This window comes from Fibrella forsythiae (assembly GCF_017353175.1).
Classification (GTDB): domain Bacteria; phylum Bacteroidota; class Bacteroidia; order Cytophagales; family Spirosomataceae; genus Fibrella; species Fibrella forsythiae.
The window spans coordinates 1,348,246-1,375,058 of record NZ_JAFMYW010000001.1; the positions used below are offsets into that span (position 1 = coordinate 1,348,246).

Below are 26,813 nucleotides of genomic sequence, written 5' to 3' on the forward strand. Positions count from 1 at the left end.
TAGCGGGATTAGCAGGCGGCTACTCTGTTTCCAGCACAGGTACGTGGTTGAGGTCGAGTTCGCCTTCCCATTTGGCTACGACCGACGTGGCAACGGCATTGCCCATTACGGATGTGGCCGAGCGACCCATATCGAGAAAGGGATCGATGCCCAGGATAAGGGCCAGCCCTTCGACGGGTAGGTTAAACTGCGCCAGCGTGCCGGCAATAACGACGAGGGAGGCGCGGGGTACACCCGCAATGCCTTTCGAAGTGATCATCAGCGTTAAGAGCATGAAAATCTGCTGGTTCAACGTCAGCGGAATGCCGTAGGCCTGCGCAATGAAACCCGTAGCAAAGGTCATGTACATCATAGAGCCGTCGAGGTTGAACGAATAACCCAGCGGCAAGACGAAACCAATAATCCGGTTCGAGATGCCGAAGTTTTCCAGCACTTTGATCTGCTGCGGTAACGAGGCCTCCGACGATGCCGTACTGAACGACAGCAGCAGCGGCGCCTTCATGGCCTGCAACAGCCGGAAGAACGGAATTTTTGAGACGGTACAGATAGCAAACAGCACCACAAAGATGAAGAACAGCAGCCCTCCATAAAAACAAACCAACAGGTAGGCGTAAGAAGCCAGAATGCTCAGCCCTTTCGACGCTACAACAGCCGCCATAGCGCCCAGTACGGCAAATGGAGCCAGTTGCATCACGTACCCAACCATCTTGAAAACCAGTTCGCTCAGCGCATCCAACGCTTTGGTGATCGACTTTCCCTTATCGCCAATCGCGCCCAGCGCCACCCCGAAAAACAGTGAGAACACCACAATTTGCAGGATCTCGTTCTCGGCCAATGCCCGGAACGCTGAATCGGGGAAGATGTGCAGGATGAATTCTTCAATCGAATTCAACTTCTTGCCTTCAACGCCAATCGACGTACCGGCGGCGGGCCGTGGCCAGCTTTGAATACTGCCCGGCTTGGTTACGTTGACTACAACCAGACCGATGATGAGGGAGAGGATGGTGGCGAAGTAGAAGTAGCCCAACGTTTTGATACCAATCCGGCCAACTACTTTAAAATCACCCAGCTTGGCAATGCCGACGACCAGCGTCGAAAAAACGAGCGGCCCGATAATCATCTTGATCAGCTTCAGGAACACTTTGCTGACCAACTGGAATTTCTGACCAATGGCCTCGGCCGTAGCTACGTCGTAGGAAGCATGCAGAATCTGCCCGATCAGTACGCCCAGCACAAAGCCAATGACGATTTTAGTAGTAATATTTAGTTTCATATGAAGTGTAAAAAAGCAACTGGGCTATGGTGGGTGATTGGGTATGTTTTTTTGTCATCCCGACGTAAGGAGCAGTCCGCCGTTGCGGGATGACAAAACGCAGCTTTAAATTTCAACCTTCCCGACCAGAATACAAAACAGCTACTCTAAAGCCTGGTAAACTGCAACCCTGAATTTGCGGACAAAGTCGCCGTAATAGGCATATGGATGCACGTTGGTATAGACCAGCATAATCAGGTTTTCGGTGGGGTCGACGGTGAATTCTGAGCAGTACATGCCGCCCCAGGTAAACGAGCCCGGCGTTGCCTGATCACCGTAGTGGCTGTTCGGTGTGATCAATTGAAAGCCAAGGCCATATTTATCCTGCCGATCCCAGACATTGTCTTCTCCCAATTGATTGGTCAGCATCATGTCTACGGTTTTCCGAGCCAGAATTCGTCTGCCGTTGAATGTGCCGCCATTCAGAAATAGCTGGCACAGTTTGGCGTAGTCTTCTATCGTTCCGACCAGGCCAGCACCACCCGAAAAATAGGTTCGGGCACCCGACACGGCGAGGGTTCGGTAGGTGTCGTTGGGATTAACCGTTAAGGGGGCGTCGGCACTTTTCGAGTACAACTCCACCAAGCGACTTGCTTTGCCGGGAGGCAGGTAGAAGTAGGTATCATTCATGCCCAGCGGGTCGAGTACCCGTTTCCGGATGGCCACATCGAGCGGTTCACCCGATAGTATTTCGACCAGTCGGCCAATAATATCCGTGTTCAGGCCGTAGGTAAAGCCATCACCGGGGTCTTTTACCAACGGCCGTTTCGCCAGCCTGTTCACCACGTCTTCGAGCCGATCAGGTTCTTTCGAGCCAAAAAATGGAATTCGGAACTCGGGCCGCTGATCGAGTGGATGTTCGTAGGGGATGCCCGCATTATGACACAGCAATTGCCGAATCGTTATTTCTGATTTGGCAGGGCGGGTTTCATACGCTCCTTTTACGGGGTCGTTCTTTGTGTATTTCACCAGCACAACCGGGTTTTTAAAGGCCGGAATGTACTTCGAGATCGGCTCATCAAGCATGAACTTCCCTTCCTCAAACAGGGTCATCAGCGTTGTTGTCGTGATGGCTTTCGACTGCGAGGCAATCCGATAGATGTCAGTCGTGCGAGACGGCGTCTTCCGTTCCAGGTTGCTGTATCCGTAGGCTTTGTGGAGGACGATCTCACCATTTCTGACGACCATCGCCACGGCGTTTGGGGCCAGGCCCTGATCAATGAACCCCTGAAGCAGTTCATCGACGCGTTTTAATCGTTCGGCCGAAAAACCCTGCTTCGCCGGATTAGCACTGACTGTTAGCTGATTGGGTACGTTTATCGGAACAGATGGTCGTTGCGCCAGCAGCGACGTAGAGAGCAAACAGAGGTAAAGCGTTTTTTTCATTTTGTAAAATCCCAGACCACGACTTCCCAGATCTCATTGGCGTCGGGTTCATGGAAAGAATGAATGGATTTGAATCCTACCCGTTCATGCGCGCGTAACGACCGGGTATTCCGGGCCGAGATATCAGTGATGAATAATCGAAACCGGCTTTGATATAATTCTTTGTGGTACGCATAGAGCTTATCGAAAATACCCTGCCCCCGATATCGTGCGTCGACGCAGACTTGCCCAACTACGTAGTATGGGTATTCTGAGAGCAACCTTCCTTCATACGTCAAGGTATCAAAAAGGCTAAACAGCGTCGCTAATTCGGGTACGTCGGCGCGTACCTCTGGCACCGTGGTGATGGCGTAGGCAACCACCTCGTCGCCGTCTTTAGCAATAACAGTTGGCGCCGCCTCGTGCATCCGGCGCATCTGATCCAGCGTATACGTGAGCGTAACAAACCCTTGCTCCCGCTGCTGCTCGGGCGTGAGGTTACGTACCTGGTTGCGTTGTTGCAGAGCCAGCAGCCCGCGAAGATCGTTGTCGGTTTGTGTGGTAGTGATGGTAACTGGCATACGGTGGAAACGGTAGAAGTATAAATGAAAATGGGCTTTTGTCATCCCGACGTAAGGAGCGGTCCGCCGTTGCGGGATGACAAAAGCGCTGCGCTTAGCCTATGTGAACCGATGTGCAATTCGCCAAAAATACCGGGTCGACCTCAGCGCCGATGCCGGGTACGTCGGGAATCGTGATTTGGTAGCCGTCGTAGACGATGCCGCCCAGTACCGGGTCTTCGGCATGTTCGAAACAGGCGTCCAGATCGCAGAGACGAATATTCTGGCGGGCCGCCGCAAAATGAGCGTTGGCGGTCAGCGCCAGCCTTGACTCTGACATACAACCAATCATACAGGCCATGTTGGCGGCTTCGGCGACGGCGTTGATCTTCAGCGCTTCATAAATACCGCCGCTTTTCGACAGCTTGATGTTCAGGTAGTCAACGGCCTCTTCACGCACCAGCCGGATCGCATCAACGGCGTCGAACACTGATTCATCAGCCATAATAGGTACGTTGGTTTGCTGCCGCAGCAACCGGAGGCCAGGTACGTTGCTTTTCAGAATCGGTTGTTCGCAATACTCCACGTTCCAGTCGCCCAGTTTACTCAGCACCGCGCGGGCCGTAGGTACGTCCCAGCCCTGATTAGCATCAAGACGAATCGGCGTTTCGTACCGAATCACCTGCCGGATCATGGCCAGCCGGTCAAGGTCGTCTTGTGCGGTGGTGCCTAGCTTTACTTTGATGGCCTCTCCCCCGTTGGCTTCAATGCGCCGGGCGTCTTCAGCCATCCGTTCGGGGTCGTTGATGTAGATCGTTTCGTCGGTAACCAACGTACGGTTAGCCCCGCCCAAAAACTGGTAAAGCGGCATATTAGCCGCTTTGGCCGTCAGGTCATACAGGGCCATGTCGAACGCAGAGCGCGTGGTGGGGTGACCGGGCAGGTACCGCAGAATGGCTTGCAGACAATGTTCAATCGCCAATGGGTCACGACCGATTAGCAGCCCGGCCACATCCTGCGCCGCCGCCAGGCCTGATGCCTGCGTTTCGCCCACGATCATCCAGAACGGCGACCCTTCACCCCACCCCGTCAGGCCGGCATCGGTATCAATGCGAACGAGCATGTTACGAGCCGCGTCGATGGTACCCAACGAAATGGCGATGGGCGCTTTCAGCGGGATGTTGTATTGGTAGAGCGTAACGCCGGTGATCTTCATTGGCGCAAAATACGCACGAACGGCGAACCACCTGGCAAGACAAGGGGCTTTAACACTGTTTCATCAACTAAGTAGACTGATAATGACAAGCCTTCATACGCCGTAGTCGACAGCCAGTTTTTTACGAAGACCGCTTTATTTGGCTTCTTATGACTTCCTGCTTTTGAACAGGTCAGCCGTTAACCAGTTCTGATAACGACACGCTTCGATCTCGTTTTACACCATTTACCAGTTATGTCTCTCCCTAAGGCGAAAAAAGTACTCATTTCAGGAGCCAGTATTGCAGGCCCGACACTGGCTTTCTGGCTGGCTAAGTATGGCTTTGCAGTCACTGTTGTTGAACGATCGGCATCTCTGCGTCTTGGTGGACAAAATATTGATGTAAACGGGCCAGCTCAGCTAATTGCCCAAAAAATGGGGATCGAAACCGCCATCCGGGCGGCTAATACGGGCGAAGTTGGGCTGCAGCTAATCGGCCAGAATAATCAGGTAGCAGCCGCCTTTCCTAAAGAAAGCTCGATGAGCGGAACCCAGGAGCTCGAAATTCTGCGGGGCGACCTGGTCAGCATTCTTTACGAAGCGACCAAAGAGGCAGTAAACTACCGGTTTGGCGATTCAATTACAGGTCTGGAGCAGCACCCCGACGATGTTGCCGTAACCTTTTCGAGTGGTAAGACAGAACGCTTTCAGCTTGTCGTTGCTGCCGACGGTGTCCGATCGAGTACTCGCCGACTGGTGTTCGGTGAGGAGCCTGTATTTACGTATCTGGGCCTGTACACCGCCTATTTGACTATACCCAGACGAGAGTCAGACAACGACTGGTGGCGCTGGTATACGGCCGCCGACCGCCGAATCGTTATGCTCCGGCCCGACAATCAGGGGACCATACGCGCATCGGTCGCCTTCATGGAACCTGGTGAATCGTACGAAAAATTACCGCCCGAGGAGCAAAAACGGGTACTTAAAACCAGGCTGGCAGGTGCGGGCTGGGAAGCAGACCGGATCATTAACGCCATTGATGAAACTCAGGATGTGTACTTCGACAAAATTGGTCAGATTAAAGCCCCGCGTTGGTCAGCAGGCCGGGTGGCAATGATTGGCGACGCAGCTTATTGCCCCACACCTCTAACCGGTAAGGGCACCACCCTGGCCATGGTTGGTGCTTACCTGTTGGCTGGCGAATTAGCCAGACACGAACGCTATCAGGACGCATTTGTCGCGTACGAAAAACGGATGCGTCCGTATGTAGAGGCGGTACAGAAGTTGCCACCGGGCGTGCCCTGGCTGGTCTATCCTAAGTCACACTTGGGCGTGTCCGTGCTGAATGCAGTTGCCGGACTTGTCGCCAGTAAGCCGGTTCAAAAACTGGTTAGCCTGTTTAGTCCCAAGCCTGATGACAAGCAGGAAGACGATGGCATTGACCTCCCTGACTACGCCTGAAGTAAATTGCCGGAGTTCAATTCCCGATCGACGCCCACTTTATCGACACAATAGGTTTACGTCTACTCGTTCGTCGGCGTTACGGTGACCACGATCGATTTGGAAATAGGCGTGTTGCTCTTCTCCGCCATCTGGTCGATGGGTACCAGGACATTGGTTTCCGGGTAGTAGGCCGCTATACAACCACGCGGAATGTTGTAGGGCACCACAATAAATCGATGGGCGGTACGGGTCACGCCATCATAGTTGCTGTGCATATCAACCGTTTGCTTTTCCTGTAAGCCCAGATTGGCCATGTCGTCGGCGTGCATAAAGACCACCCGCCGTTCGTTATAAACACCCCGGTAGCGGTCATCATTGGCATAGACAGTCGTATTGAATTGATCCTGGCTGCGAATGGTCATCAACAGCAAGTTACCCGTTTGCAGTTCATGCCGCGTCGGTACGTTGACCGTAAAGTGCGCTTTCCCGTCAGTGGTTTTGGCAAAGTCCCGTTTGCGGGGGCCGTTGGGAATATAAAACCCGCCCGGCTTCCGAACTTTTTCATTATAGCCGTCAAACCCGTCGATTGTTTTAGCAATCAGGTCCCGAATCCGGTCATAATCAGCCACCAGACTGTCCCAGTCTATGGTTGATCGCTCATTCAGCGTGGCTTTGGCCAACCCCGCCACAATGGCAACCTCACTTTTCAGATGCGGGGAAACCGCATCTACTACCCCATGTGACTGTGCTACTACGCCGGTGGTACTTTCGCAACTAACGAACTGCGGACCCGTTGCCTGCACATCCTGATCGGTGCGACCCAGGCAGGGAAGAATCAACGCTGTTTCGCCGTGAATCAGATGACTGCGGTTTAGCTTGGTCGATACATGCACGGTCAGTTTGCAGTGCCTCAGCGCCTCAGCCGTGTAATTCGTATCGGATATAGCCATGGCGAAGTTTCCTCCCAGTCCGAAAAAGACCTTGGCCTTGCCTTCGTGCATAGCCTTCACCGCTGCCACGGCGTCGTAGCCATGCTCATGGGGCGGGGTAAAGTTAAATTCTTTTTCCAGCGCCGCCAGCAATTCTGGTTTCGGTTTTTCGTAGACGCCCATTGTTCGGTCGCCCTGTACGTTGCTGTGTCCGCGAATGGGGCTGGCTCCTCCCCCTTTGATGCCGATACTCCCTTTCAGTAGCAACAGATTGATGAGTTCACTAATGGTGGCAACACCATTTTTGTGTTGAGTCAATCCCATGGCCCAGATGATTACCAGCTTAGGCGTGTACTTGAAGAGATCGACAGCTTCCTGAATCTGAGCCACCGTTAGCCCGCATTGGGAAGCCAGATCATCAAGGTCAAAGTGGTCAAGGCTTTTCACGAAGTCCTCGTAACCCGACGTGTATGTATTGATGAACGCCTGATCGAGTACCTTGCCCGGCGTCTTCTTTTCTTCCTCCAGCAGCAGTTTGCACATCGCTTTCAGCAGCGCCAGGTCAGAGTTGATACGTACCTGCAGAAATACGTCGGTCAATTTTTCACCGCCCAACAGCATATCGCGCGGACTTTGCGGGTATTTGAACGCCAGCAGTCCTGCTTCGTGCAACGGATTGACGGCAATGATCTTCCCACCGTTGCGTTTCATCTTCTCCATCGGCGTCAGCATTCGGGGGGCCGTCGTGCCCGGATTCTGCCCCATGATCATCACGACGTCGGCCGTTTCGTAATCCTCGTACGTCACCGTTGCTTTTCCCAACCCGAGCGTCTCCGTTAAAGCAACGGTGGTCGATTCATGGCACATGTTGGAACAGTCGGGCATGTTATTGGTCCCGAACATTTTCACAAAGAGCTGGTAGAGGTAAGCGGCCTCATTGCTGGTGCGGCCCGACGTGTAGAAAATGGCCTCATTCGGCGAGTCAAGCGCGTTGAGTTGATCAGCCATGAGTTGAAAGGCGTCGGACCACTCGATAGGTACGTAGTGCGTAGCGCCGGGCCGCAAGATCATGGGCTGCGTCAACCGCCCCTGCTGCCCTAACCAGAGATCGCTTTTCTCCAGTAAGTCAGCCACCGAGTACCGCTGAAAAAGCACGGGAGAGGCCGTATGTTTGGTCATGACCTCATCGGCCACGGCTTTGGCACCGCTTTCGCAATACTCAGCAATAGCCGACCGCTTCCCGTCGGGGTCGGGCCAGGCGCAGGATGGACAGTCGAACCCGTCTTTCTGATTCAGATTGACAAGGGCCTTCCAGCCACGACCAACGCCCGTTCCGCGCAACACATGCTCAAACGATTTAGCAATGGCCGTCATACCGGCCGCCTCCGTTTTAGGTTTGCCTAGTTCAAGGTCACCCGTAAACTCTTCCGGTGGGGTATTCTGATTCATAGGTTGTTTTAAGAAAAACTGGTTGTCGATGAACAGTTACGCGCAAACGCCAGCGGTTACAGCGAGCAACCTTCTGGCGTTTGACCTTCTGTAGAAACCGATAAACTGAGTAAGCGTATTAACCTTACTTCACATCTGCCGGATTTGCTGATTTACCGTACATGTTTCGGCGGAAATCGGCGGATGCTTTATAGGTCGCCTGACGTGCCCGCTGAATGACGCCTAGTGGACGGTGAGCAGCCAGCCCATGCCAGGGACTGAAATACATCTTGTCATCGACCACCGCCGATCGCTCGTCCGACCAGCCGATTTGAGGCGATATGGTCACCTTGCCAACGGTGAGGTAAGGACTTTCCTCTTCCGGCCATTCTACCGACGCATCTTCTACCGGCATTTTTTCAATATCGGTCGATAGCTGAACGCGCAATTCCCATTCCCCGCCATTGCCGGCAAAAAAATCCTGCAACAGGTGGCGCAGGGCGTAATCGTCGCTGTCGATGTCGATGGATTTGTCTTTAAGAGAAGTCAGGTTGGACGTTACTGGCGTCAGGGAAAACTTAGCCATGTAATCACCGTATAAAAAAGCAGCCTGCGAGTAGTAGGTATCGCCCATAGGGTGCGTGGCGAGTTGACCGCCCATACCGGCCATTACGCCCGCATCGGAACCGGTAACTTTTTCAACCACTTCACCAGCAGCCCGCAACACTTTGGAAAGACCTTCTTTAAAGCCCTCCGCTTTGTTGGTCAGGGCATCGAACCGTTTCAGACCGTTCAGGAAATCTTTTAGTTTTTGCGGAAAAACAGGGCTGTTCACCAGAATAAAATCCTGCGTATCCTGCTCATCTGAACCCGGCAGGCGTTCGCCATCCACGCCCGACACCTTGAAGGAGATACCACGGGGCGTTGATACACTGTCGGGCAATACATCACCCGGTTGCGTGGAGATGCGGGCCACGATTGGGTACGTGCCGGGTTTGGCGAAAAGACCCTGCGCGAGGTAAGAAGGCAGGTTGTCATACACCTGCAGTTCACCCTTCAGAAGCGCATGGCTTTTAGCGTGCACACTGCGTATGGCATGGCCCTGCGACTGATAGGTTTTCTGCTGAATCTCCGCCATTGTGGCAATTATTTCCTGGATGGTCTCGGCTTCATCGGGCTCGGGTTGTTCATACGCAGGATCGTAACGTAATGGCTTAAATTGGTCAGGGGCTTGGTTCATCACTGTTAATTTTTTCGTTTCAAGACAAACCTGACGCACCTGTCAATGTTTTATTTCTCGCGGGAAAGGGCATAGAAAAATACCCTCCTTATCTAGCTATGGTCACCGGAGGCTGAGGATAAAGCACCAGTCGAAACGTACTAGCAACGTACCTGGACCTACTCGTTATAAATCGTCCTCGTCATCTTTGAAAGAGCGGAAAGCACGGTTGAGTTCGTCAAAGGTTTTCACGTTGCCTTGCTGCTTGGCCAGTAATAGACCAAAGTCGTAGAGTTCGGCGGCCCGATCGCGGTTGCCCAAGTCGGTATAAAGCTGGGCGGCGTGGTAGTATGTCGGCAGGTATTGAGGGTGATCGGTCAACAGCCGTTCGAAGTAATGCTGCGCCTGGCTGGGGTTCTCCGTCAGGTATTCCATACCGAGAGCATAAACATTAAAGGGTTCGCCGGGTTCATCTTGGACAAACTGAAGGAGTTGTTGGATACGTTCCTGATTCATGAGTTAGTAAGAAAAGTAGTATGCATGCATACCATTTTGAAAATCGTGTGTAATTTCGCCAAATCAAACTGTTTACCGTTTACTGTATACTGTCTTATGTGGCGCTGCTAACTGAGACAGACTGCTACAAGCGAAGCACCGCGACGGCGGATCGCAGAAGACGGTAAATAGTAAACTGAAAACTAAACGCCAGTCTATGAAAATCTTAGTGTGCGTCACGAGTGTGCCCGACACAACGACCAAAATTACGTTCACCGATAACAACACCAAGTTCAATAAAGCGGGAGTTCAGTTCATCACCGGACCCTACGACGACTACGCCTTGGCGCGGGCCGTTGAGCTGAAAGAGAAGCTGGGCGCTTCGGTAACGGTTTTCAACGTAGGCGAGGCCGATGCTGAACCGGTGATCCGCAAATGTCTGGCCATCGGTGCCGACGATGCTATCCGGGTGAACGCCGAACCAATCGACGCGTATTTCGTGGCTGAACAAATTGCCGCAGTGGCCAAAGAGACGCCTTACGACCTGATTTTGATGGGTCGCGAGTCGATCGATTATAACGGCGGTCAGGTACACGGTATCGTAGGTGAACTGTTGGGTATCCCGTCGATTTCGCCCGTGATGAAGCTGGATATCGACGGCACTACCGCCAAGATGACCCGCGAAATCGAAGGCGGCAAAGAAGATATCGAAGCGCAATTACCACTGGTACTTGGTTGCCAGGAGCCTATCGCTGAATGGAAGATTCCAAACATGCGTGGCATCATGACGGCCCGGACAAAGCCGCTGAAAATTGTTCAGCCCGCCGGTCAGGATTCACTCACAACCGTAGCCAGCTACGAACTGCCCGCCCCCCGTGGCAGCGTGAAAATGATCCCCGCCGACGAAGCCGAAACGCTCATCACACTCCTGCGTACCGAAGCAAAAGTCATCTAAAAACTAGTTTACTGTTTTCTGTTTACCCGCACGCACCGGCGAACCGGTTTACTGTTGCGCTGCATACAGCCAACCATAAAGTATAGCGGAGCAACAGAAAACAGCAAACTGTAAACTGTAAACTCGTTTATGTCTGTCTTAATCTTTGCTGAACTCGACGAAGGGAAGCTCAAAAAGTCCTCGCAGGAGGCCATTTTTTACGGTTCTAAAGTAGCCGGTATGCTGGGTACGTCGGCAACGGCCGTTGTCATTGGCGCCGCTGACCAGAACGAACTTGCCACGGCAGGGCGATTTGGTGCTACGAAAGTGTTGCATGCGGCTGACGCCAAACTGAACGAAGTAAACGGCATGGCCTACGCGTCGGTTGTGGCGGCGGCAGCCCAGCAGGAAGGCGCGAAAGTGGTCGTACTGGCCAAATCATCCCTGGGTGATGCAATGGCAGCACGGCTGGCTGGCAAACTGAAAGCAGGTCTGGCTCCGAACGTGATCGATCTTCCTGATCTGAGCAACGGCTTTCGCGTGAAGACCAGTATTTATACAGGTAAAGCCTTCGCCTATAATGAGTTGAAGGCCGACGTGAAGATTCTGGCGATCAAAAAGAATACAATTGCTCCCGAAGAAACGGATGCCACGGCCAGCGTAGAAGCCTTTACGCCAACTGTTGCCGATAGCGATTTCGTGCTGAAAGTGACCAATACCGAGAAGGCAACGGGCGATATTCTACTACCTGAAGCTGATCTTGTGGTATCAGCCGGCCGTGGCTTGAAAGGGCCCGAAAACTGGGGTATTGTTGAAGACCTGGCTAAAGCGCTTCATGCGGCTACGGCCTGCTCAAAACCCGTATCGGATCTGGATTGGCGGCCTCACCATGAGCACGTTGGTCAGACCGGGATCAAGGTGAGCCCAAACCTGTATATCGCTGCTGGTATTTCGGGAGCCATTCAGCACCTGGCGGGGGTAAACTCGTCGAAAGTGATTGTGGTGATCAATAAGGATCCTGATGCACCGTTCTTCAAATCGGCCGACTACGGTATTGTTGGTGATGTATTTGAGGTTTTACCCAAACTGACAAAAGCCGTTCAGGCTTTGAACTAGTTGCATTGTACGACGCGAATCTGTCTGGTAATCAAACAAATCGCTGACTATATTGAGGCACCTCTACCTTGATCTTGGTAGGGGTGCCTTTTTCGTTGTTTATACTTACAAAAGTAAAAGCGCAACGAACCGTTCTACCCCTGCGTACTGATTATTATAAACGGTAACTGCTTGAACTGATGAATCGCTACACTTTCTTAAAAAATCTCGGATTTCGGGGAGCCGCCCTGATGGCTGTGCTGACTTCCTGCGTTCATGAGGAGGACACCTACGTACCTGCGCTGACCTTAAATTCTCAGGGCCAGACTGTAACGGGACCAAATGGCACAACCGTCAGTTCATCGACTTCAACCTCTGTCGGTACGCCAACCAGTACTACAGCTTCCTCATCTGACATATTGGGCGTGGCGAACCCACTGCTCAAGATCAATCTGGCCACGACTACTGCCCTGAAGAATGTGGGCGGCTACATCGTGTCTGGCGGCATCGTCGTGGCCAAGGTGAGTGCAACCGCCTACGCTGCCGTTACCCAAACTTGCAGCCACGAGCCTAAACGGCAGGTTATCTATAGTGGCAGTGTATTTTATTGCACCGCCCACGGTGCTCAGTTCAATATCGACGGTTCTGGCCGAAACAGCCTTGCCGGTCGCGGTATTACTGCTTATAAGGTTATCACCGACGGGACAACCCTGGTGGTTTATAGCTAGTTTTCGTCTTTATCCGTAACGCCAATTTTCACCTATGAAGTCCCTATTTACTTTCCTGCTGATCCTGGGAATGGCCAACGCGCCGCAGTGGCAGCTAAACATGGAACAGGCCAAAACAGAGGCCAAGACCAACCATAAGTTCATTCTACTCAACTTCTCCGGCTCTGACTGGTGTGGACCCTGCATCAAACTCAAAAAAGAGGTATTTGAGTCAGAAGCGTTTTTGAGCTACGCCGATAAAAACCTGGTACTGGTTCGCGCCGATTTCCCCCGCTCGAAAAAGAATCAGCTAAGCCCACAACAGACGACCCACAACGAAAGTCTTGCCGAACGCTACAATCCGGAAGGACAATTTCCGCTCACCGTCCTGATCGACGCCTCGGGTAAAGAGTTGAAACATTGGGTTGGCTATCCGGCTACATTGAACGTGCAAACGCTTGTTAACGAGATAGATGCCCAGCACGCCGCTGCTCACTGACCCGGCGGGTCAATTGCATAAAAAAGTGCTGCGATTGATGGGTAACCGGTTCGAGATCAGCGCTGTAACGACCGATGCTGCTTTTGCTGAGACCGCCATCGACGCCGCCATCGATGAAGTGAGCCGGATTGAAGCGCTATTGACAACGTTTCACTCCGACAGTCAGACGAACCAGATCAATGCCCAGGCGGGTATTTCCCCGGTGAGGGTTGATCAGGAGGTGTTTGCCCTTATTGGTCGATCACTAAAGCTCTCAGAACTGACCCAGGGCGCGTTCGACATCACCTACGGCTCGATTGATCAGCGGCTCTGGAATTTCGACACGACGATGACGGCCCTGCCCGACCGCGAAATGGCCCGGCAAGCAGTTCGGCTCATCAATTACCGAAACGTATTACTAAACGAAGCCGATAATAGCGTTTTCCTTCGCGAGAAAGGCATGCGAATTGGTTTCGGCGGTATCGGGAAAGGGTACGCCGCCGAACGCGCCAGGTACGTTATGGCCCGGTTGGGCGTAACGTCGGGCGTGGTAAACGCGGCGGGTGACCTGACGGCTTGGGGAAAACAACCCAACGGCGAACCCTGGACCATCGGCATTGCTGACCCAAACACGCGCCAAGCGGCTTTTTCCAAATTATCGATCAGCGGATTTGCCGTGGCAACGTCGGGCGATTACGAAAAATACGTGCTGATCGCCGGAAAACGCTACAGCCACACCATCGACCCGCGAACGGGTTACCCGGTAACGGGCTTGAAAAGCGTCACGATTCTGGCGCCAAACGCCGAGCTTGCCGATGCACTGGCCACGCCGGTCATGGTCATGGGTCGAAGCGTGGGACTACACCTGATCAACCAAATGCCGCAGGTCGGCTGCATCCTGATCGACGATAACGACCGGCTCTTTACGTCAAAAAATATTCGCCTACACGCATGAAAACACGTAGTAACTCGCTGCTATCACTTCTTATCGCTTTCGCGTTTGCCCTTGTTGCAACGTCCTGCGTATCGGTGAAAGAGTATCAAAAGAGCCGGATTAACGATTCGGAAATGGAGTTGTCGAACCGCAAATCGGAGAAATTCGAGGGCAGTTTCTATCTCTATCGGGAAGGACCGTCGGGAGCCAGCGGCGGTAAGAGCAGCGGTGGCTGTGGCTGTAACTGAACTGTCCTTCGCTACATAGACATGCCATGAAAAAAATCGTATTCACCGTCGCTGCATTACTCTCACTATCAGGCACGTGGGCTCAGACGAAGCCAGAAGCGGCTTCGTCGTATGAAGCTCGTCCGCTGAAAGTGGAAGAGATCAATTTCGTTTCCAGCTACTACAGTCAGGATGGTAACCGGTCGGCCGTAACAGGCGGAATCGGCACCGAAAAACTGACCGACTTTGCCAATTCGTTTGACCTGACGCTCTCGAAAACAGACCGTTACGGCCGGCTTCATTCCATCAATATCGACTTCAATATTGACGCGTACACTTCAGCTTCATCAGACAATATTGACCCACTGACCGTGTCGTCGGCCTCGAAAAGCGATGTACACATCTACCCGTCTGTTTCATGGCGGGTATTCGATCCCAAGAGTCGGATCACTAAAGGCTTCGGCTATTCGTACTCAACAGAGTATGATTACCGATCGCACGGATTTACGGCACAATTTGCCAAACTCTCAGCTGATCGTAACCGCGAGGTAAGTTTGCGGGCCAGTGCCTTTCTGGATACGTATGACGCCATTCTGCCGTCTGAGCTTCGCCCATCCTATTACGGATCAGGCTCGCATAACGATCGGGTCCGGGTAGATAGTAAGCCACGAAACTCGTTCAACCTGGCCCTCTCAGTGTCGCAGGTTGTCAATAAACGCTTACAGATGCTGGCCACGGTTGAGCCGTCGTATCAGGATGGTCTGCTGAGCACGCCGTTCCATCGCGTGTATTTCACCAACGGGGCCGTGACGACCGAAAAATTGCCCGGTACCCGATTGAAGTTTCCGATCAGTCTGCGCGCCAACTACTTTGAAGGCGACCGGGCTATTCTGCGTACGTTTTACCGATTCTACCTGGATGATTGGGGCATGGTAGCCCATACAGCAAGCGTTGAGGTGCCGGTGAAGCTGACGCCTTTCCTGTCGGTGAGTCCGTTTTACCGGTTCCATACCCAAACGGCGGTTCGCTATTTTCATCCCTACGGCCAGCACAACCCAACCCAGGCCTATTACACCAGCGACTACGACATTGGCAACATGACCACCCAGTTTGTTGGCTCGGGTATTCGGTATGCTCCTCCCGGCGGTATCATGGGCCTTCGCGGCTGGAACGCAATGGAACTACGCTACGGCCACTATTTACGCAGCACCGGCATGACGGCCAACATCGTTACGCTGATGGTGAAAGTGAAGTAGGTGATTGATCCGGGCATTTTTTTAGTCGTTTTGTTGTAGAGACAGGTACGTTATCGGGTACATAGTCGCCGGTTTGTCGAACAAACGGCCCGATAATCCCACCAACAACCGAACAAACAAGCCTGCTATCAGTTAATTTTGCGTCGTGGAAAAAATTAAGTTAGAGATATTAGGCTTATCGCCGAGTCAGTCGCAGTCGGGTTCGTTTGCGCTGGTACTGGGCGAAGAATACGGTAATCGTCGTTTACCGATCATCATTGGCATGTTTGAAGCGCAGGCAATTGCCATCGAGATCGAGAAGATTGTGCCCAACCGGCCCATGACGCACGATCTGTTCAAGCAGTTCGCCAAGAATTTCGGCTTCACTGTGCGCGAAATCGTGATTTCTGATCTGCGCGAAGGCATTTTCTTCGCCCGAATCGTCTGCTCAGACGGCGTTCAGGAGACGGTAGTCGATGCCCGTCCATCAGATGCGATCGCCATCGGCATTCGGTTCGGCGTGTCGATCTTCACTTATGAAACTATTCTGTCGGAAGCGGGCATTACGGCCTCGGCCGATGACGAAGATGAAGAGCAGGAAGAACTGGTTCGCACCTCCAACAAGTCGCCCCGCGCTTTCAGCGAGCAGCTGAAAGACATGACCGTAGACGAATTGCAAAAAATGCTAGATGAGGCCCTTGGCAACGAAGAATACGAACGCGCCGCCAAAATCCGCGACGAAATTTCGAAGCGGAATTAATCATTACGAATTGATAATGGCTCTGTTAAAGCACCAATGGTACTTTGGCAGAGCCATTATCAATTCGTAATGATTAATTATTTATACCCTTTCGCTTCGCGGATGACGAACTTGTATTCGGCAATGTCGAGCGCCTTTTTATAATAAGCTTTTGCCTGAGCGTGGTTGTTTGCCCGCGCTGCAATACGAGCCAGACCGCAGTATGCCAACCCATGCTCTTCTGTCGTGTAGGCGATGTTTACCGGCTGTTTCAACGCGGCCTGATAGGCTACCGACGCGGCTGAATCGTTTTTGGCAACGCGTTCGGCCAGCATCCCGTCAAACGTGTAGATGGCGGCGGGCAGCAGCCTATGCTGCATTTTCTTCAGTTTTTGCAACGCCTCCTGCCCGGCCTCGTAACGTCCGGCTAGTAGCAACGCCTCAACGTACCTAAGCATGAAAATCGGGTTTTTCGGGTAACGTTCAACCAGAAACTGGAGGTTCTCAACGGCTTTCGGGAAGTTGGTTTCGTGTTTCACGTAAATGTGGGCCAGGTACAGGTTCGCCTCTGGCCGGGTAAATAGCGCCCGTTTAGCCGATACCTCCATCTGCTTCAACCCCAACGCCATATTGCCGTCTTTGAAGAAGAACATGAACGGTTTCACCGCCGGATGGTCGAGGGGGTAGCGTTCAACGTAGAAGTTGTAGAGGCCGGTTGAGAAGTAAAACTCGATGTTCTTATCCAGCAACTCGAAGCCCTGCTTCATGTACACATAGGCTTTCCGCGACTCACTAACGGCCTTCATCGTCTCGTTATCGAAATTGTGCTTCATCGACATGTAGCCATGCGCCGTTAACCCGAGAAAGATCGCTTCAGGATCGTTCTCATTCTTCTCAATCATTTTCTCGACGCCCTGAATTGCCAGGTTAACCTGCTGAACGTACTGGTTCGTCACGGTTCGACTTTCGCTGATGGGCAGGTATTGCCATTGCAGCGTGAGTGCTCGTAGAACAGGAACGATCGGGCTTTGGGGGTATTTGGTCTGAATTTGCCGGATATATGGAGCGGCTTCCGCAAACTCGTAATTATAGATGTGATCGAGTGCTTTGGCAACGGTTTGTTGCGCAGCAGGATCAGTCAGGATCTGGGCGGGCGCAAGAAATGACGTGAGTACGAACAGAAGCAGTAGTGAGATGCGTTTCATAGGTAAGTAATAACCATTAGTATGACTGTTTTTTACCACTAATGGTTTATTGTCTGTCTGCGATAGCTGTCTATGATGACTAGATGCGATGGCTATCTGCATTTGGCAGTGTACTTTTGTTTATAGCTTCAACAAGGCTTTTGCGAACCGTTTTCAATGATTCAATATACTCAATTTGTTCTGGATAATGGCCTGAAGGTGTTTGTCCACGAGGATGCCAGCACGCCAATGGCCGCCGTCAATATTCTCTACAACGTTGGTTCTCGCGATGAAGACCCCAACCGCACAGGTTTTGCTCACCTGTTCGAACACCTGATGTTTGGCGGGTCGAAGCACATTCCAAGCTACGACGAACCCCTGCAGCGGGTAGGTGGTGAAAACAACGCCTTCACCAGTCCCGACATTACGAACTACTACATTACCCTACCCTCGGCCAATCTTGAAACAGCTTTTTGGCTCGAATCTGACCGGATGCTGAGTTTGTCGTTCGATCAGCAGGTGCTTGATGTGCAGCAGAAAGTGGTGATTGAAGAGTTCAACCAGCGTTATCTGAATCAACCTTACGGCGACGTTTGGCTGAAATTGCGGCCGCTGGCGTATCAGCAGCATCCCTACCGCTGGGCCACAATCGGCAAAGACATTAGTCATATCGAAAATGCCGTTCTGGATGATGTAAAGGCCTTTTTCTACAAATATTATTTACCCAACAACGCTATTCTGGTTGTGGCCGGCAACGTGACCACCGAGCAGGTGAAGCAACTCTGCCGGAAGTGGTTCGAGCCAATTCCAGCCGGAAAGGACTATGTCCGTAGCTTACCCACCGAGGCTCGCCAGACACAGGCTCGTTTTGAAGAGACGATGGCTGATGTGCCGCTCAATGCCCTCTACAAAGCCTACCACATGCCCGGCCGGTTCGACGCTGGTTTTGCCGAAGCTGATCTGCTAAGCGACCTGCTGGGCCGTAGTAAATCGTCGCGGTTATATCAGAAACTGCTGAAGGAACAATCGCTGTTCAGTAACGTTGGTGCGTACATCACCTCATCCATCGACCCTGGTCTGTTGCTGGTACAGGGTACGCTGAATGAAGGCGTTACACTCGAAGAGGCCGATGCTGCCGTGCAGGGCGTCTTACAGGAGGTAATCGATCAATACGTACCTGACGAAGAACTCACGAAAGTAAAAAACCAGGCCGAGTCAACCCTGGCTTTTTCGGAAGTGGAGTTATTGAACCGGGCTATGAACCTTGCCTTTGCTGCCAACGCGGGTGATCCCGAACTGGTGAATCAGGAAGCCGAAAAAATTCAGGCCGTTACCCCCGAGGCTATTCAAACCGCTGCCCGCCAGATTCTACGTCCCGAAAACAGCTCAACGCTTTACTATCGCCGCGAAGAAGCTGCCTGAACGTATGAAAATTCGCGTTGGACAGGGCTACGACGTCCATAAACTCGTAGAAGGGCATCCGTTTTGGCTGGGTGGTATTCAGATTCCGCACACCCACGGGGCCTACGGTCATTCAGATGCCGATATTGTTTGCCACGTCATCTGCGACGCGCTGCTGGGTGCGGCCAACATGCGGAATATCGGGTATCACTTCTCCGATAAAGATCCGCGCTGGAAAGGAGTCGACAGCAAAGTGTTGCTGGCCGAGGTGATGCGGATGATTCGCGAAGCGGGTTGGGAAGTCGGTAACGTCGATGTAACAATCGTTTTGCAGGAGCCGAAGCTGAACCCGCATATTCCCGCCATGGTGACTTGCCTGGCTGGCGTGATGAACGTACCCAGCGAAGACATTGCCATCAAAGCCACCACCTCGGAACACATGGGCTTCGTCGGTCGCAAAGAAGGCATCGCAGGCTTCTGCGTGGCGTTGATTAACCAGCAGTAACTCTACTACCGATCTCAACCACATTTCTCGGCCCGGTTATCTTATGCCGTGCAAAGGCCCTTGCCACGGCTTCCTGAACCACAAACGGTGCTTCTTCAACACTGGCCGCATTGATCCAGACGCGGACGTCGAACTGGAGCGCATCGGCGGTGAGTTTACTCAGCAAAACCTCATGATGATGATCGGGAAGCAGGTGCGTAGCGGTAGTTAGTGCGTGCTCAATAACTCCACGCACCTGATCGATATCGTAGTCGCGATCGACCTGAAACTGGGCATCGACGCGTAACGTACCCAGCAGGGTGTAATTCGTGATCGAGTTGGTCGTGATCGAATTGTTTGGCAGCGTCAGCGTCCGGTTATCGCTGGTAATCAAGATGGTGTTGAACAGATGAACCGCTTCAACGTACCCAGTGAACCCCTGCACCGCGATAAGATCACCTACCCGAAACGGTTTGAATGCCAGAAGCAGCAGCCCACCGGCAAAATTGGCCAGGCTATTCTGCAATGCCAGGCCAACGGCAAGCCCGGCTGCCCCAATTACAGCCACGAATGATGAGGTCTCTACGCCCAGTGCACTCAGTACACTCAGCAACAGGGCCACCCGTAATCCTATGCGCAGGGTTGCCAGCAGGAATGGCTGTACATCCCGTTCAATACCCTGCCGGTTCATCAACCGCCCGATAGCCTGTGTAACCAGTTTGATGAGCCACAACCCACCCGCAGCCATCAGCCCAGCCATAAGTAATTGCCAGCCGTACTGCGTAAGGTGCGCACTTAAAGTGGTCGAAAGATGGGTTAGATCGTTCATGGAGGGATGTCTGGTAAAACGTAGAGCCGCATTATCCTGCGGCTCCTCATGCGTCAGCGATGTGGGCAATACGTTGCTTTCGCGTGAGGAGCCGCAAGATATTGCGGCCCTACAAAACAAACAGATCGTTACTTACTTCTGACCGTACTTCGTTTTGAATTTGTTGTACAGGCGTTTGTGCTTATCGTCGAGGTCAACCTTACGCCCCTGAATAAAGGCGTGTTCAACCAGGTTGGTCCGCATATCCAGCAGGTCGCCTTTCGAGACAACGAGCGTGGCATGCTTCCCCGTTTCCAACGTACCTACCAGAGCGTCGATACCCATAATTTTGGCCGTGTTCGACGTGATCATTTTGAGGGCTTCTTCCCGATCAGAAACGCCGAAGCCAACGGCTGTACCGGCCAGGAAAGGCAGGTTACGGGTCCGCCACCATTCTTCAGCGTAGCTTAGGCTAACCATTACGCCTGCTTTTTGCAGAATGCCTGGCAGTCGGTACGGCATATCCGTTGGTTCATCCTGCCGGTTAGGCAGGCGGTGCAATGCACTCAGGATCACAGGTACGTTGTTTTCTTTCAGGAATCCCGCCACTTTATCGGCATCTTCAGCGCCAACGATCACTACTTTGGCAACGCCTGCCCCTTTGGCAAAACGAACAGCTTCAATAATGTCTTTAGCGTAGTCGGCGCGCACGTAGAGGTTCTGTGTACCTTTGAATAGCCCTTTCATCGATTCGAAGCGTAGGTTCGATGAGGCCTGTTTGGTACCATCGGCGTAAGCTTTGGCTTCTGCAAACGTAGCCTGCAAGGCCCGAATGGCTTCGTCGCGGCGTTCGTTTTTCTTGATGGCTGCCTGGAACGTTTCGAAATCGAACTCACGGGCATAATAGCCCGGCCAGTTGAGCCATAGACCATCGTCTTTCCGCAACACGGCATCTTCCCAGTTCCAACCATCCGTTTGCATGACCGATGACGACCCCGAGATAGTACCGCCCATCGGCATTGCCTGCGTCAGCAAAACACCGTTGTTCCGAATCGTCGGGATAATCTCCGAGTCAGAATCGTAGGCGATCAGCGAACGCATGTTTGGGTTCAGTACGCCAATCTCACGCGAATCGACGGTGGCCCGCACAGAGGCGATTTCCTGCATACCAACCAGCGACGCGGGCGATATCAGACCGGGGTAAATGTGTTTACCCGTCACATCAATCACCTGCATCTCGTTGGTATTCAGGCGAATGGTGCTGGCATCGGCCACGTTTGTAATGATTCCCTTATCGAAGGTGATCAGGCCGTTCTGGATAACCTGGCCGGTTCCCGTGTGAATGGTGGCACCGAGCAACGCAATAGGCCGCTCCTGTGCCCGCCCCGGGGCGGGGTTCTGGCCAAAGCTTGTGAGCGAGGCCAGCGATAATATGGTAATGAGAATGTGTTTCATAGTATACATGTCTTTTGATTGTCTTTCGGCGCGTCTAATTCATGGTCGTCGGGTTGAGAATCACTGATAGACAACAGGTTAGCGTTCATCGAAAAGATTGATGACTAGCAATGACCGTTGACTAACAGCGAAGCACAATACCAATTAATGACGCTTACCGACTGACTAGTTCTTTTCTTCTCCTTCAGCGAATACACCTTCAACGTCTTCGCAATGCCACATCCGCTGACGGCGCATGGTTGGCCGTACGGTAGACTGTCCCCCCGATTTGGCCTGCATCATCTTCTGGATCAATCGGGCACGGTCTGCCTCCATCGTTTCGCGATTCTTATCGTCGTTTTCCCGGCTGTAATAAATCGCTCCTTCGATCATCGTGAATTCTGGACGAGCGTAGATCGAGAGCGGGTTGTTGTTCCAAAGCACCAGATCGGCATCTTTACCGGCCTTGATGCTACCCATGCGGCTATCGAGGTGAAGCAGTTTGGCGGGGTTCAGTGTCACCATTTTCCAGGCTTGCTCTTCTGTCATGCCACCATACAGCACCGTTTTGGCAGCCTCCTGGTTCAGTCGGCGGGCCATTTCAGCATCATCCGAGTTGATCGATACCGTTACGCCTTCGCGGCTCATCAGGGCAGCGTTGTATGGAATGGCATCTTTCACTTCCATTTTGTAGGCCCACCAGTCGGCAAACGACGAACCACCAACGCCGTGTTTTGCCATCTTGTCGGCTACTTTATACCCTTCCAGAATATGGGTAAACGTGTTGACTTTGAAGCCCAGCGAATCGGCTACTTTCAACAGCATGTTAATCTCCGATTGTACATACGAGTGACACGTGATGAACCGTTTCTTCGCCAGAATCTCAGACAGTGCGTCGAGTTCGATATCCCGACGGGGCATTTCAAGCGTGGCGGTTGCGGCACCTTTCTTTCCTTTAGCGGGCGTAGCAACCTGCGCATTATAGTCGGCCCAGGCTTTAGCGTATTCTTTGGCGCGCATGAAGTGGTCCATGTATACCTGCTCAACGCCCATCCGTGTTTGTGGGAAACGTACCTGAGCAGCAGCTGGCGCACTCGACTGTTTTACGTTCTCACCAAGGGCGAACTTAATGAAACCGTCGGCACCTTTGATCAGCATATTCGAAGCCGGTTCACCCCATTTCAATTTCACAATAGCCGACTGACCACCAATGGCATTGGCCGAACCATGCAGGAGTTGCGATGAGGTAACCCCACCCGCCAACTGCCGGTAGATGTTGATATCATCTGGATTGATGGCATCTGACATACGTACCTCAGCCGTGCTCGACTGCGAGCCTTCGTTGATCGATACCAGCGCAATGTGCGAATGTTCGTCGATGATACCGTTTGTCAGGTGCTTGCCTGTTCCGTCAACAACGCTTCCGCTGGCGGGGGCCGGCAGGTTTTTACCGATCTTCGCAATTTTGCCGTCGGTCACCAGCACATCCATATTTGACTGGATACCATCGGCCTCATTGGTCCATACGGTTGCGTTCCGGATCAGCATGGTCTGGGCCTGTGGCTTTCTGGTGTTTCCCATACCCACAAACGGATAGAGCATGCCACCAAGTTGAGGCTTTCTGGCCGTATCGGCTTTGGCAATCGACGCGCTGAATGGTTTGCTCAGGGTGGCCGACCAGGTCACATCCTGGCCGTTTGGCTGCTCGCCGTCTCCCTTGAAACCAGTGCCATCGCGGTAGCCTGTCAGGCGGGTCATGGCGTTGGGCTGGCGCCGGTTCAGGGCCACCCGCATCGAAATCAGGTTATTATCGAGCGATACGATCGGCGTCAGCTTTGTCGTATCGTTAACCGTCACCTGATACGTCGGCTTCTCCGGATTATCCCCCGTTACCAGCAGTTTTACGTTAGGCCGGTCCGGCGACCCGGCGGTGCCGATTTTCAGGTCATACGTACCCCGGATATCCGCAATGTTCGGGTTAGTCACCACATACTGTTTACCCTGAATCCAGTTTTCATAGACGACATTGGTAGGCGAAAAGAGGTTGCCCGACGTGATCACAAAGTTGGCCACTTTGCCAACCGCCAACGTACCCAGCAGGTCATCAGCTTTAATTAATTTGGCAGGGCCAATTGTTAATGCTTCCAGCGCTTTTTGCTCGCTAAGACCATATTCGATGGCTTTGCGCACATTGGCCATAAACTCGCTCCGGTTTCTGAGCCCTGAACTGGTCAATACAAACGGAATGTTTGCTGCGGCCAGCATCGCGGCATTGGCAGGTGCCATTTCCCAATGTTTCATTTCCGCCAGCGACACGTTGTCGGCATCCCAGGCATCTTCAACGTCGTAGGCCTGTGGGAACGCCACGGGCACAATCAGTGTAGCGCCGGTTGCCTTGATCTCGTCGATCCGCTGGTATTCATCGCCACCCGTGCGGATGATAAACTGCATTCTGAATTCATCGCCAATGTTATCCGCCCGAAGTACACCTAATTTATCGCCGACTTCGAAAAACGCCGGTACGCCCGCCATCCGGTTGTATGCATCGAGCGATAGGTTCATCTGCGGTTTCTGTTTCGACCGCTTGAACCAATCCGCATCATAGAGCGATTGCCGCAGCAGAGCCACCGTACCCATTATTGAATTGGGATTCGACTGCCCTGATGTCCCCTTGCTGAACGAAAAATGCTGGCTCAACCCATTGCGTAACAACACCATATTTTCGCGGTCATCAGCCACAGTCACCAGCGCGCCGTTACCACGGGCAATGCCATCGTGGTTGTGGGTCAGCACAGCTCCGAAACCCAGCTTACGCAGTTCGTCAGCTTTGGCGGCCGTTACTTTAAAAAGCTGGCTGGCATCGTTTTCTGGCTGGATAGCCTGATTCCAATAGTAGGCTCCTTTTTTGTTTGATTCAAGCTGAGGCGCACCGCCAAAGCCACGTCCCTGACCGGGTGCTCCCCGAACGATTTCAGGCATACCATAGTCAGAATCAAGATCGATCAGGCCGGGGTATATTCGGCGACCGGCCAGATTGGCAACAACGGCTCCGGCCGGTACAGTTACAGATGTGCCAATGGCTTCGATCCGACCATTGCGAACAATAAGCGTGGCATTTTGTAGGGTAGTTTGTGGGTCAACTACAATGGTTGCGTTGGTAAACGCGTAGAAGTTTGGTCGCTCGTCGTGGACACCGTTCTGGGGTATTATAGATTGTGCCAGCCCTGACTTTGTGAACCCGACTGCCAACAAGAGCAACAGGAGATGTTTACGCATGTAGATGAGTGTTCTGTTTAGTTTAAGCATCAAAAATAGCTCAGACAACGAAAGAACAATCCGCTTTTCGATACGATACGGTATATATATCCTGACCAGCTCAAAAAAACCAAATAAATTATAAGCCAACTACCTTAATCACAATCTCTATCAGAATACTATTCTGATTAAATCGAGTTTCCTATGGAGTCAGCGGTGTCCTATTCGGTCAACGTATTCTGCCTGCCGTTGGCTCTTGAGTTATCGCTGTTTCGCACGTTCTCACTTAGCTGTTTGAATGCTTATGTATAGTGCGGTTTTCACACCCGTTCCTGATGTATTTAGCCAGTCAGGCTTGGCTGGGCGTTAGGACACGGACATACAAGTCTAGTTGGCCTTGCAACTCGGCCGTAGCTACCACGACAACCAATGCGTCGGGCCCTTACTCGTTCACAGGCCTAACGTCAGGTACGTCCAACAGCTACTCGGTGGGCTTTACACCGCCTGCTGGCTATAACGCGACCATCAGCAACGTCGGCTCAGACACGGCCGACTCAGACGCCGATCCGATCACGGGCAACACCACCCTGGATGTCGGCTTTGTGAAGGCTGCTTATCCCCCACCTTTGTCATCGCCAAGACCGTCGATAACGACAGAGTGGCAAAAGGCGGAATCGCGTCACCTACACGATCTCCCTGACCAACACCAGTGCCACCACGGCCACGAACGTGATTGTTACCGATGCTTTCAGCTCGTCGGGACTTACCATCGTAGGATCAGCCACCACCTCCGCCGGCACTTTTACGCCTTCTGCAACAGGTGATGCCTAGACGATCCCTTCCCTGGCTGTCAGCCAGACAGCCACGCTTAGCTTCCAGGTTCAGGCCAATGAAGCAGGCCTTGTCTATAACGTGGCCACGGCTCCCGATGGCACCACCGCCACGGCCTGTCTGACTATGCCTTTTCAGGTGTGCGCCAATGAGCTCTTTGAGTTTTAGCTTTCGGCCCCCAACAGCTTCAGCACCTACCAATGGTCGTTGAACGGAAGCCCTGTCCCGGGAGCCACCAGCGCCACCCTGAGTGTGACGGCGGTAGGTGAGTACACTGTGTCCATCACCAACGCGGCTGGCTGCCCCGACGGTTCATGCTGCCCCTTCGTGGTGGTGGCCGACCCAGCCCCCAGCCTGACCGCTACGGCGGTAGCGGCTAGCTGCACCGGCTCAACGCCACTCGATGATGTCAGCATCACCCTGGTGGGCAGCTCGACCAACGCCGTCAGCTACACCATTAGCCTGGGCAGCAGCTTCACGTCCTCGACACCCCTGTTTGCTACTGACCAGCCGCTGGCGGGTCTGGCCACGGGCAGTGTGCTTAAAGGCGGTCTGGTCAACCCGCTCTCGGCGCCTGGCAGCAGCTATACCATCCAGGTGTACTCGGGCGAAGGCTGCTTCAGTGATGTAGTGGTGGTCATTCCGCCAGCTCAGTGCCAATGCCCACCCGTCAAATGTGTGCCATTTGTGGTCAAGAACGTATTGCGCCGGTAAGGGTCGCCGCTACGGTCTCTGATTTAACTTCGGGCCAGTCTTAACAGGGCTGGCCCAACTAATTTACGGGCGTTTCGGTGGTGAGTAGCGTATGGCTGAAGGAAGTTACTCACTCCACAGCCATGTTAGGGACAGCGATCGCCTATGATAGTTAATATGGCCATTGTTGTCTTAAACTGGTACAGTTATTGTTAACAGGCAAAAATACACTTACTATTTTATAATACTTAATCTATAATAAGAATATACTATTAAAAATAATACGCCAAAAATAGATAGTTAATACTTAATTTACAGTACCATATTTGCAGTAAATTACTGATATACAATCGTTTATTATAGCTATATAACCTATTCTATTTTTTACTTTATTACCAATTTATACTTAGCAAATTCTAATGGCCCTT

The 26,813-nt window shown here is 52.6% G+C and carries 24 protein-coding genes and 1 pseudogene; 14 read left to right on the forward strand and 11 right to left on the reverse strand.

From position 1 onward, the window contains the following. Positions 1-19 precede the first annotated feature (19 nt). The 4 genes from J2I46_RS06035 to J2I46_RS06050 form a co-directional block, all read right to left on the reverse strand. Positions 20-1,273, reverse strand: coding sequence for a dicarboxylate/amino acid:cation symporter (locus J2I46_RS06035; protein WP_207328046.1), 1,254 nt, complete (start codon positions 1,271-1,273; stop codon positions 20-22). A 141-nt stretch (positions 1,274-1,414) separates the two neighbouring features. After that, positions 1,415-2,698 (reverse strand): serine hydrolase domain-containing protein, encoded by a 1,284-nt coding sequence (locus J2I46_RS06040; protein ID WP_207328047.1) that lies wholly within the window; start codon positions 2,696-2,698, stop codon positions 1,415-1,417. After that, positions 2,695-3,258, reverse strand: a complete 564-nt coding sequence (locus J2I46_RS06045; protein ID WP_207328048.1) for a GNAT family N-acetyltransferase — start codon at positions 3,256-3,258, stop codon at positions 2,695-2,697. Before J2I46_RS06045 ends, J2I46_RS06040 begins: the two co-directional genes overlap by 4 nt. A gap of 94 nt (positions 3,259-3,352) precedes the next feature. After that, positions 3,353-4,453: a mandelate racemase/muconate lactonizing enzyme family protein gene (locus tag J2I46_RS06050; protein WP_207328049.1), complete on the reverse strand. Its 1,101-nt coding sequence runs from the start codon at positions 4,451-4,453 to the stop codon at positions 3,353-3,355. A gap of 234 nt (positions 4,454-4,687) precedes the next feature. Between J2I46_RS06050 and J2I46_RS06055 the strand changes: the two genes are divergently transcribed. Beyond that, a complete protein-coding gene (locus tag J2I46_RS06055; protein ID WP_207328050.1) occupies positions 4,688-5,893 on the forward strand; it encodes an FAD-dependent monooxygenase in 1,206 nt (401 codons plus the stop codon). A 62-nt stretch (positions 5,894-5,955) separates the two neighbouring features. Here J2I46_RS06055 and J2I46_RS06060 read toward each other — a convergent pair whose 3' ends face one another. The 3 genes from J2I46_RS06060 to J2I46_RS06070 form a co-directional block, all read right to left on the reverse strand. After that, positions 5,956-8,253: an FdhF/YdeP family oxidoreductase gene (locus tag J2I46_RS06060; protein ID WP_207328051.1), complete on the reverse strand. Its 2,298-nt coding sequence runs from the start codon at positions 8,251-8,253 to the stop codon at positions 5,956-5,958. Positions 8,254-8,377: 124 nt separating this feature from the next. Beyond that, positions 8,378-9,472 carry a catalase family protein gene (locus tag J2I46_RS06065; RefSeq protein ID WP_207328052.1) on the reverse strand — a complete coding sequence of 365 codons (1,095 nt, stop codon included), beginning with the start codon at positions 9,470-9,472 and terminating at the stop codon, positions 8,378-8,380. A gap of 165 nt (positions 9,473-9,637) precedes the next feature. Continuing rightward, positions 9,638-9,967, reverse strand: coding sequence for a tetratricopeptide repeat protein (locus tag J2I46_RS06070; RefSeq protein ID WP_207328053.1), 330 nt, complete (start codon positions 9,965-9,967; stop codon positions 9,638-9,640). Between the two features lie 196 nt (positions 9,968-10,163). On the opposite strand from J2I46_RS06070, the gene J2I46_RS06075 reads away from it, so the two are divergent. The 8 genes from J2I46_RS06075 to J2I46_RS06110 all read left to right on the forward strand — a co-directional run bounded on the left by J2I46_RS06075 (position 10,164) and on the right by J2I46_RS06110 (position 16,316). Further along, positions 10,164-10,901, forward strand: a complete 738-nt coding sequence (locus J2I46_RS06075; RefSeq protein WP_207328054.1) for an electron transfer flavoprotein subunit beta/FixA family protein — start codon at positions 10,164-10,166, stop codon at positions 10,899-10,901. A gap of 129 nt (positions 10,902-11,030) precedes the next feature. Further along, positions 11,031-11,996, forward strand: a complete 966-nt coding sequence (locus J2I46_RS06080; protein WP_207328055.1) for an electron transfer flavoprotein subunit alpha/FixB family protein — start codon at positions 11,031-11,033, stop codon at positions 11,994-11,996. Between the two features lie 179 nt (positions 11,997-12,175). Continuing rightward, entirely contained in the window at positions 12,176-12,703 is a 528-nt protein-coding gene (locus tag J2I46_RS06085; RefSeq protein WP_207328056.1) for a Rieske (2Fe-2S) protein, read from the forward strand. A gap of 34 nt (positions 12,704-12,737) precedes the next feature. After that, the gene (locus J2I46_RS06090; RefSeq protein ID WP_207328057.1) at positions 12,738-13,181 is read left to right on the forward strand and encodes a thioredoxin family protein; all 444 of its coding nucleotides are present in this window, start codon (positions 12,738-12,740) and stop codon (positions 13,179-13,181) included. Beyond that, a complete protein-coding gene (locus tag J2I46_RS06095; RefSeq protein WP_207328058.1) occupies positions 13,156-14,115 on the forward strand; it encodes an FAD:protein FMN transferase in 960 nt (319 codons plus the stop codon). The genes J2I46_RS06090 and J2I46_RS06095 overlap by 26 nt, the downstream gene beginning before the upstream one ends. Further along, positions 14,112-14,342, forward strand: coding sequence for a DUF4266 domain-containing protein (locus J2I46_RS06100; RefSeq protein WP_207328059.1), 231 nt, complete (start codon positions 14,112-14,114; stop codon positions 14,340-14,342). Before J2I46_RS06095 ends, J2I46_RS06100 begins: the two co-directional genes overlap by 4 nt. 26 nt (positions 14,343-14,368) lie before the next feature. Then, positions 14,369-15,577 (forward strand): DUF3570 domain-containing protein, encoded by a 1,209-nt coding sequence (locus J2I46_RS06105; protein ID WP_207328060.1) that lies wholly within the window; start codon positions 14,369-14,371, stop codon positions 15,575-15,577. 145 nt (positions 15,578-15,722) lie between these two features. Further along, complete coding sequence (locus J2I46_RS06110) at positions 15,723-16,316, forward strand: bifunctional nuclease family protein (protein ID WP_207328061.1); 594 nt, start codon at positions 15,723-15,725, stop codon at positions 16,314-16,316. Positions 16,317-16,393: 77 nt separating this feature from the next. On the opposite strand, the gene J2I46_RS06115 is transcribed toward J2I46_RS06110, so the two are convergent. Further along, positions 16,394-17,500 (reverse strand): tetratricopeptide repeat protein, encoded by a 1,107-nt coding sequence (locus J2I46_RS06115; RefSeq protein ID WP_207328062.1) that lies wholly within the window; start codon positions 17,498-17,500, stop codon positions 16,394-16,396. Positions 17,501-17,656: 156 nt separating this feature from the next. Here J2I46_RS06115 and J2I46_RS06120 point away from each other — a divergent pair, with 156 nt between their 5' ends. After that, the gene (locus J2I46_RS06120; protein ID WP_207328063.1) at positions 17,657-18,901 is read left to right on the forward strand and encodes a M16 family metallopeptidase; all 1,245 of its coding nucleotides are present in this window, start codon (positions 17,657-17,659) and stop codon (positions 18,899-18,901) included. Positions 18,902-18,905: 4 nt separating this feature from the next. Beyond that, complete coding sequence (ispF, locus tag J2I46_RS06125) at positions 18,906-19,385, forward strand: 2-C-methyl-D-erythritol 2,4-cyclodiphosphate synthase (RefSeq protein ID WP_207328064.1); 480 nt, start codon at positions 18,906-18,908, stop codon at positions 19,383-19,385. Here the strand turns inward: ispF and J2I46_RS06130 are convergent. The 3 genes from J2I46_RS06130 to J2I46_RS06140 form a co-directional block, all read right to left on the reverse strand. Next, positions 19,372-20,193 carry a mechanosensitive ion channel family protein gene (locus J2I46_RS06130; RefSeq protein ID WP_207328065.1) on the reverse strand — a complete coding sequence of 274 codons (822 nt, stop codon included), beginning with the start codon at positions 20,191-20,193 and terminating at the stop codon, positions 19,372-19,374. The genes ispF and J2I46_RS06130 overlap by 14 nt on opposite strands. A gap of 132 nt (positions 20,194-20,325) precedes the next feature. Beyond that, positions 20,326-21,627, reverse strand: coding sequence for an amidohydrolase family protein (locus J2I46_RS06135; RefSeq protein WP_207328066.1), 1,302 nt, complete (start codon positions 21,625-21,627; stop codon positions 20,326-20,328). 165 nt (positions 21,628-21,792) lie between these two features. Then, positions 21,793-24,882, reverse strand: coding sequence for an amidohydrolase family protein (locus tag J2I46_RS06140; protein ID WP_207328067.1), 3,090 nt, complete (start codon positions 24,880-24,882; stop codon positions 21,793-21,795). Positions 24,883-25,196: 314 nt separating this feature from the next. Here J2I46_RS06140 and J2I46_RS33465 point away from each other — a divergent pair. The 3 genes and pseudogenes from J2I46_RS33465 to J2I46_RS06150 all read left to right on the forward strand — a co-directional run. Further along, positions 25,197-25,436: pseudogene (locus tag J2I46_RS33465) on the forward strand (SdrD B-like domain-containing protein); the annotation flags it as partial. 154 nt (positions 25,437-25,590) lie between these two features. Continuing rightward, the gene (locus J2I46_RS33470) at positions 25,591-25,692 is read left to right on the forward strand and encodes a hypothetical protein (RefSeq protein ID WP_374758076.1); all 102 of its coding nucleotides are present in this window, start codon (positions 25,591-25,593) and stop codon (positions 25,690-25,692) included. Between the two features lie 207 nt (positions 25,693-25,899). Next, the gene (locus J2I46_RS06150; protein WP_207328069.1) at positions 25,900-26,406 is read left to right on the forward strand and encodes a hypothetical protein; all 507 of its coding nucleotides are present in this window, start codon (positions 25,900-25,902) and stop codon (positions 26,404-26,406) included. The last annotated feature ends 407 nt before the right edge of the window (positions 26,407-26,813 follow it).

Coding starts and splice junctions, on each gene's coding strand:
- J2I46_RS06035 (WP_207328046.1), bottom strand. CDS start 1,273: ATGAAACTAAATATTACTACTAAAATCGTCATTGGCTTTGTGCTGGGC.
- J2I46_RS06040 (WP_207328047.1), bottom strand. CDS start 2,698: ATGAAAAAAACGCTTTACCTCTGTTTGCTCTCTACGTCGCTGCTGGCG.
- J2I46_RS06045 (WP_207328048.1), bottom strand. CDS start 3,258: ATGCCAGTTACCATCACTACCACACAAACCGACAACGATCTTCGCGGG.
- J2I46_RS06050 (WP_207328049.1), bottom strand. CDS start 4,453: ATGAAGATCACCGGCGTTACGCTCTACCAATACAACATCCCGCTGAAA.
- J2I46_RS06055 (WP_207328050.1), top strand. CDS start 4,688: ATGTCTCTCCCTAAGGCGAAAAAAGTACTCATTTCAGGAGCCAGTATT.
- J2I46_RS06060 (WP_207328051.1), bottom strand. CDS start 8,253: ATGAATCAGAATACCCCACCGGAAGAGTTTACGGGTGACCTTGAACTA.
- J2I46_RS06065 (WP_207328052.1), bottom strand. CDS start 9,472: ATGAACCAAGCCCCTGACCAATTTAAGCCATTACGTTACGATCCTGCG.
- J2I46_RS06070 (WP_207328053.1), bottom strand. CDS start 9,967: ATGAATCAGGAACGTATCCAACAACTCCTTCAGTTTGTCCAAGATGAA.
- J2I46_RS06075 (WP_207328054.1), top strand. CDS start 10,164: ATGAAAATCTTAGTGTGCGTCACGAGTGTGCCCGACACAACGACCAAA.
- J2I46_RS06080 (WP_207328055.1), top strand. CDS start 11,031: ATGTCTGTCTTAATCTTTGCTGAACTCGACGAAGGGAAGCTCAAAAAG.
- J2I46_RS06085 (WP_207328056.1), top strand. CDS start 12,176: ATGAATCGCTACACTTTCTTAAAAAATCTCGGATTTCGGGGAGCCGCC.
- J2I46_RS06090 (WP_207328057.1), top strand. CDS start 12,738: ATGAAGTCCCTATTTACTTTCCTGCTGATCCTGGGAATGGCCAACGCG.
- J2I46_RS06095 (WP_207328058.1), top strand. CDS start 13,156: ATGCCCAGCACGCCGCTGCTCACTGACCCGGCGGGTCAATTGCATAAA.
- J2I46_RS06100 (WP_207328059.1), top strand. CDS start 14,112: ATGAAAACACGTAGTAACTCGCTGCTATCACTTCTTATCGCTTTCGCG.
- J2I46_RS06105 (WP_207328060.1), top strand. CDS start 14,369: ATGAAAAAAATCGTATTCACCGTCGCTGCATTACTCTCACTATCAGGC.
- J2I46_RS06115 (WP_207328062.1), bottom strand. CDS start 17,500: ATGAAACGCATCTCACTACTGCTTCTGTTCGTACTCACGTCATTTCTT.
- J2I46_RS06120 (WP_207328063.1), top strand. CDS start 17,657: ATGATTCAATATACTCAATTTGTTCTGGATAATGGCCTGAAGGTGTTT.
- ispF (WP_207328064.1), top strand. CDS start 18,906: ATGAAAATTCGCGTTGGACAGGGCTACGACGTCCATAAACTCGTAGAA.
- J2I46_RS06130 (WP_207328065.1), bottom strand. CDS start 20,193: ATGAACGATCTAACCCATCTTTCGACCACTTTAAGTGCGCACCTTACG.
- J2I46_RS06135 (WP_207328066.1), bottom strand. CDS start 21,627: ATGAAACACATTCTCATTACCATATTATCGCTGGCCTCGCTCACAAGC.
- J2I46_RS06140 (WP_207328067.1), bottom strand. CDS start 24,882: ATGCGTAAACATCTCCTGTTGCTCTTGTTGGCAGTCGGGTTCACAAAG.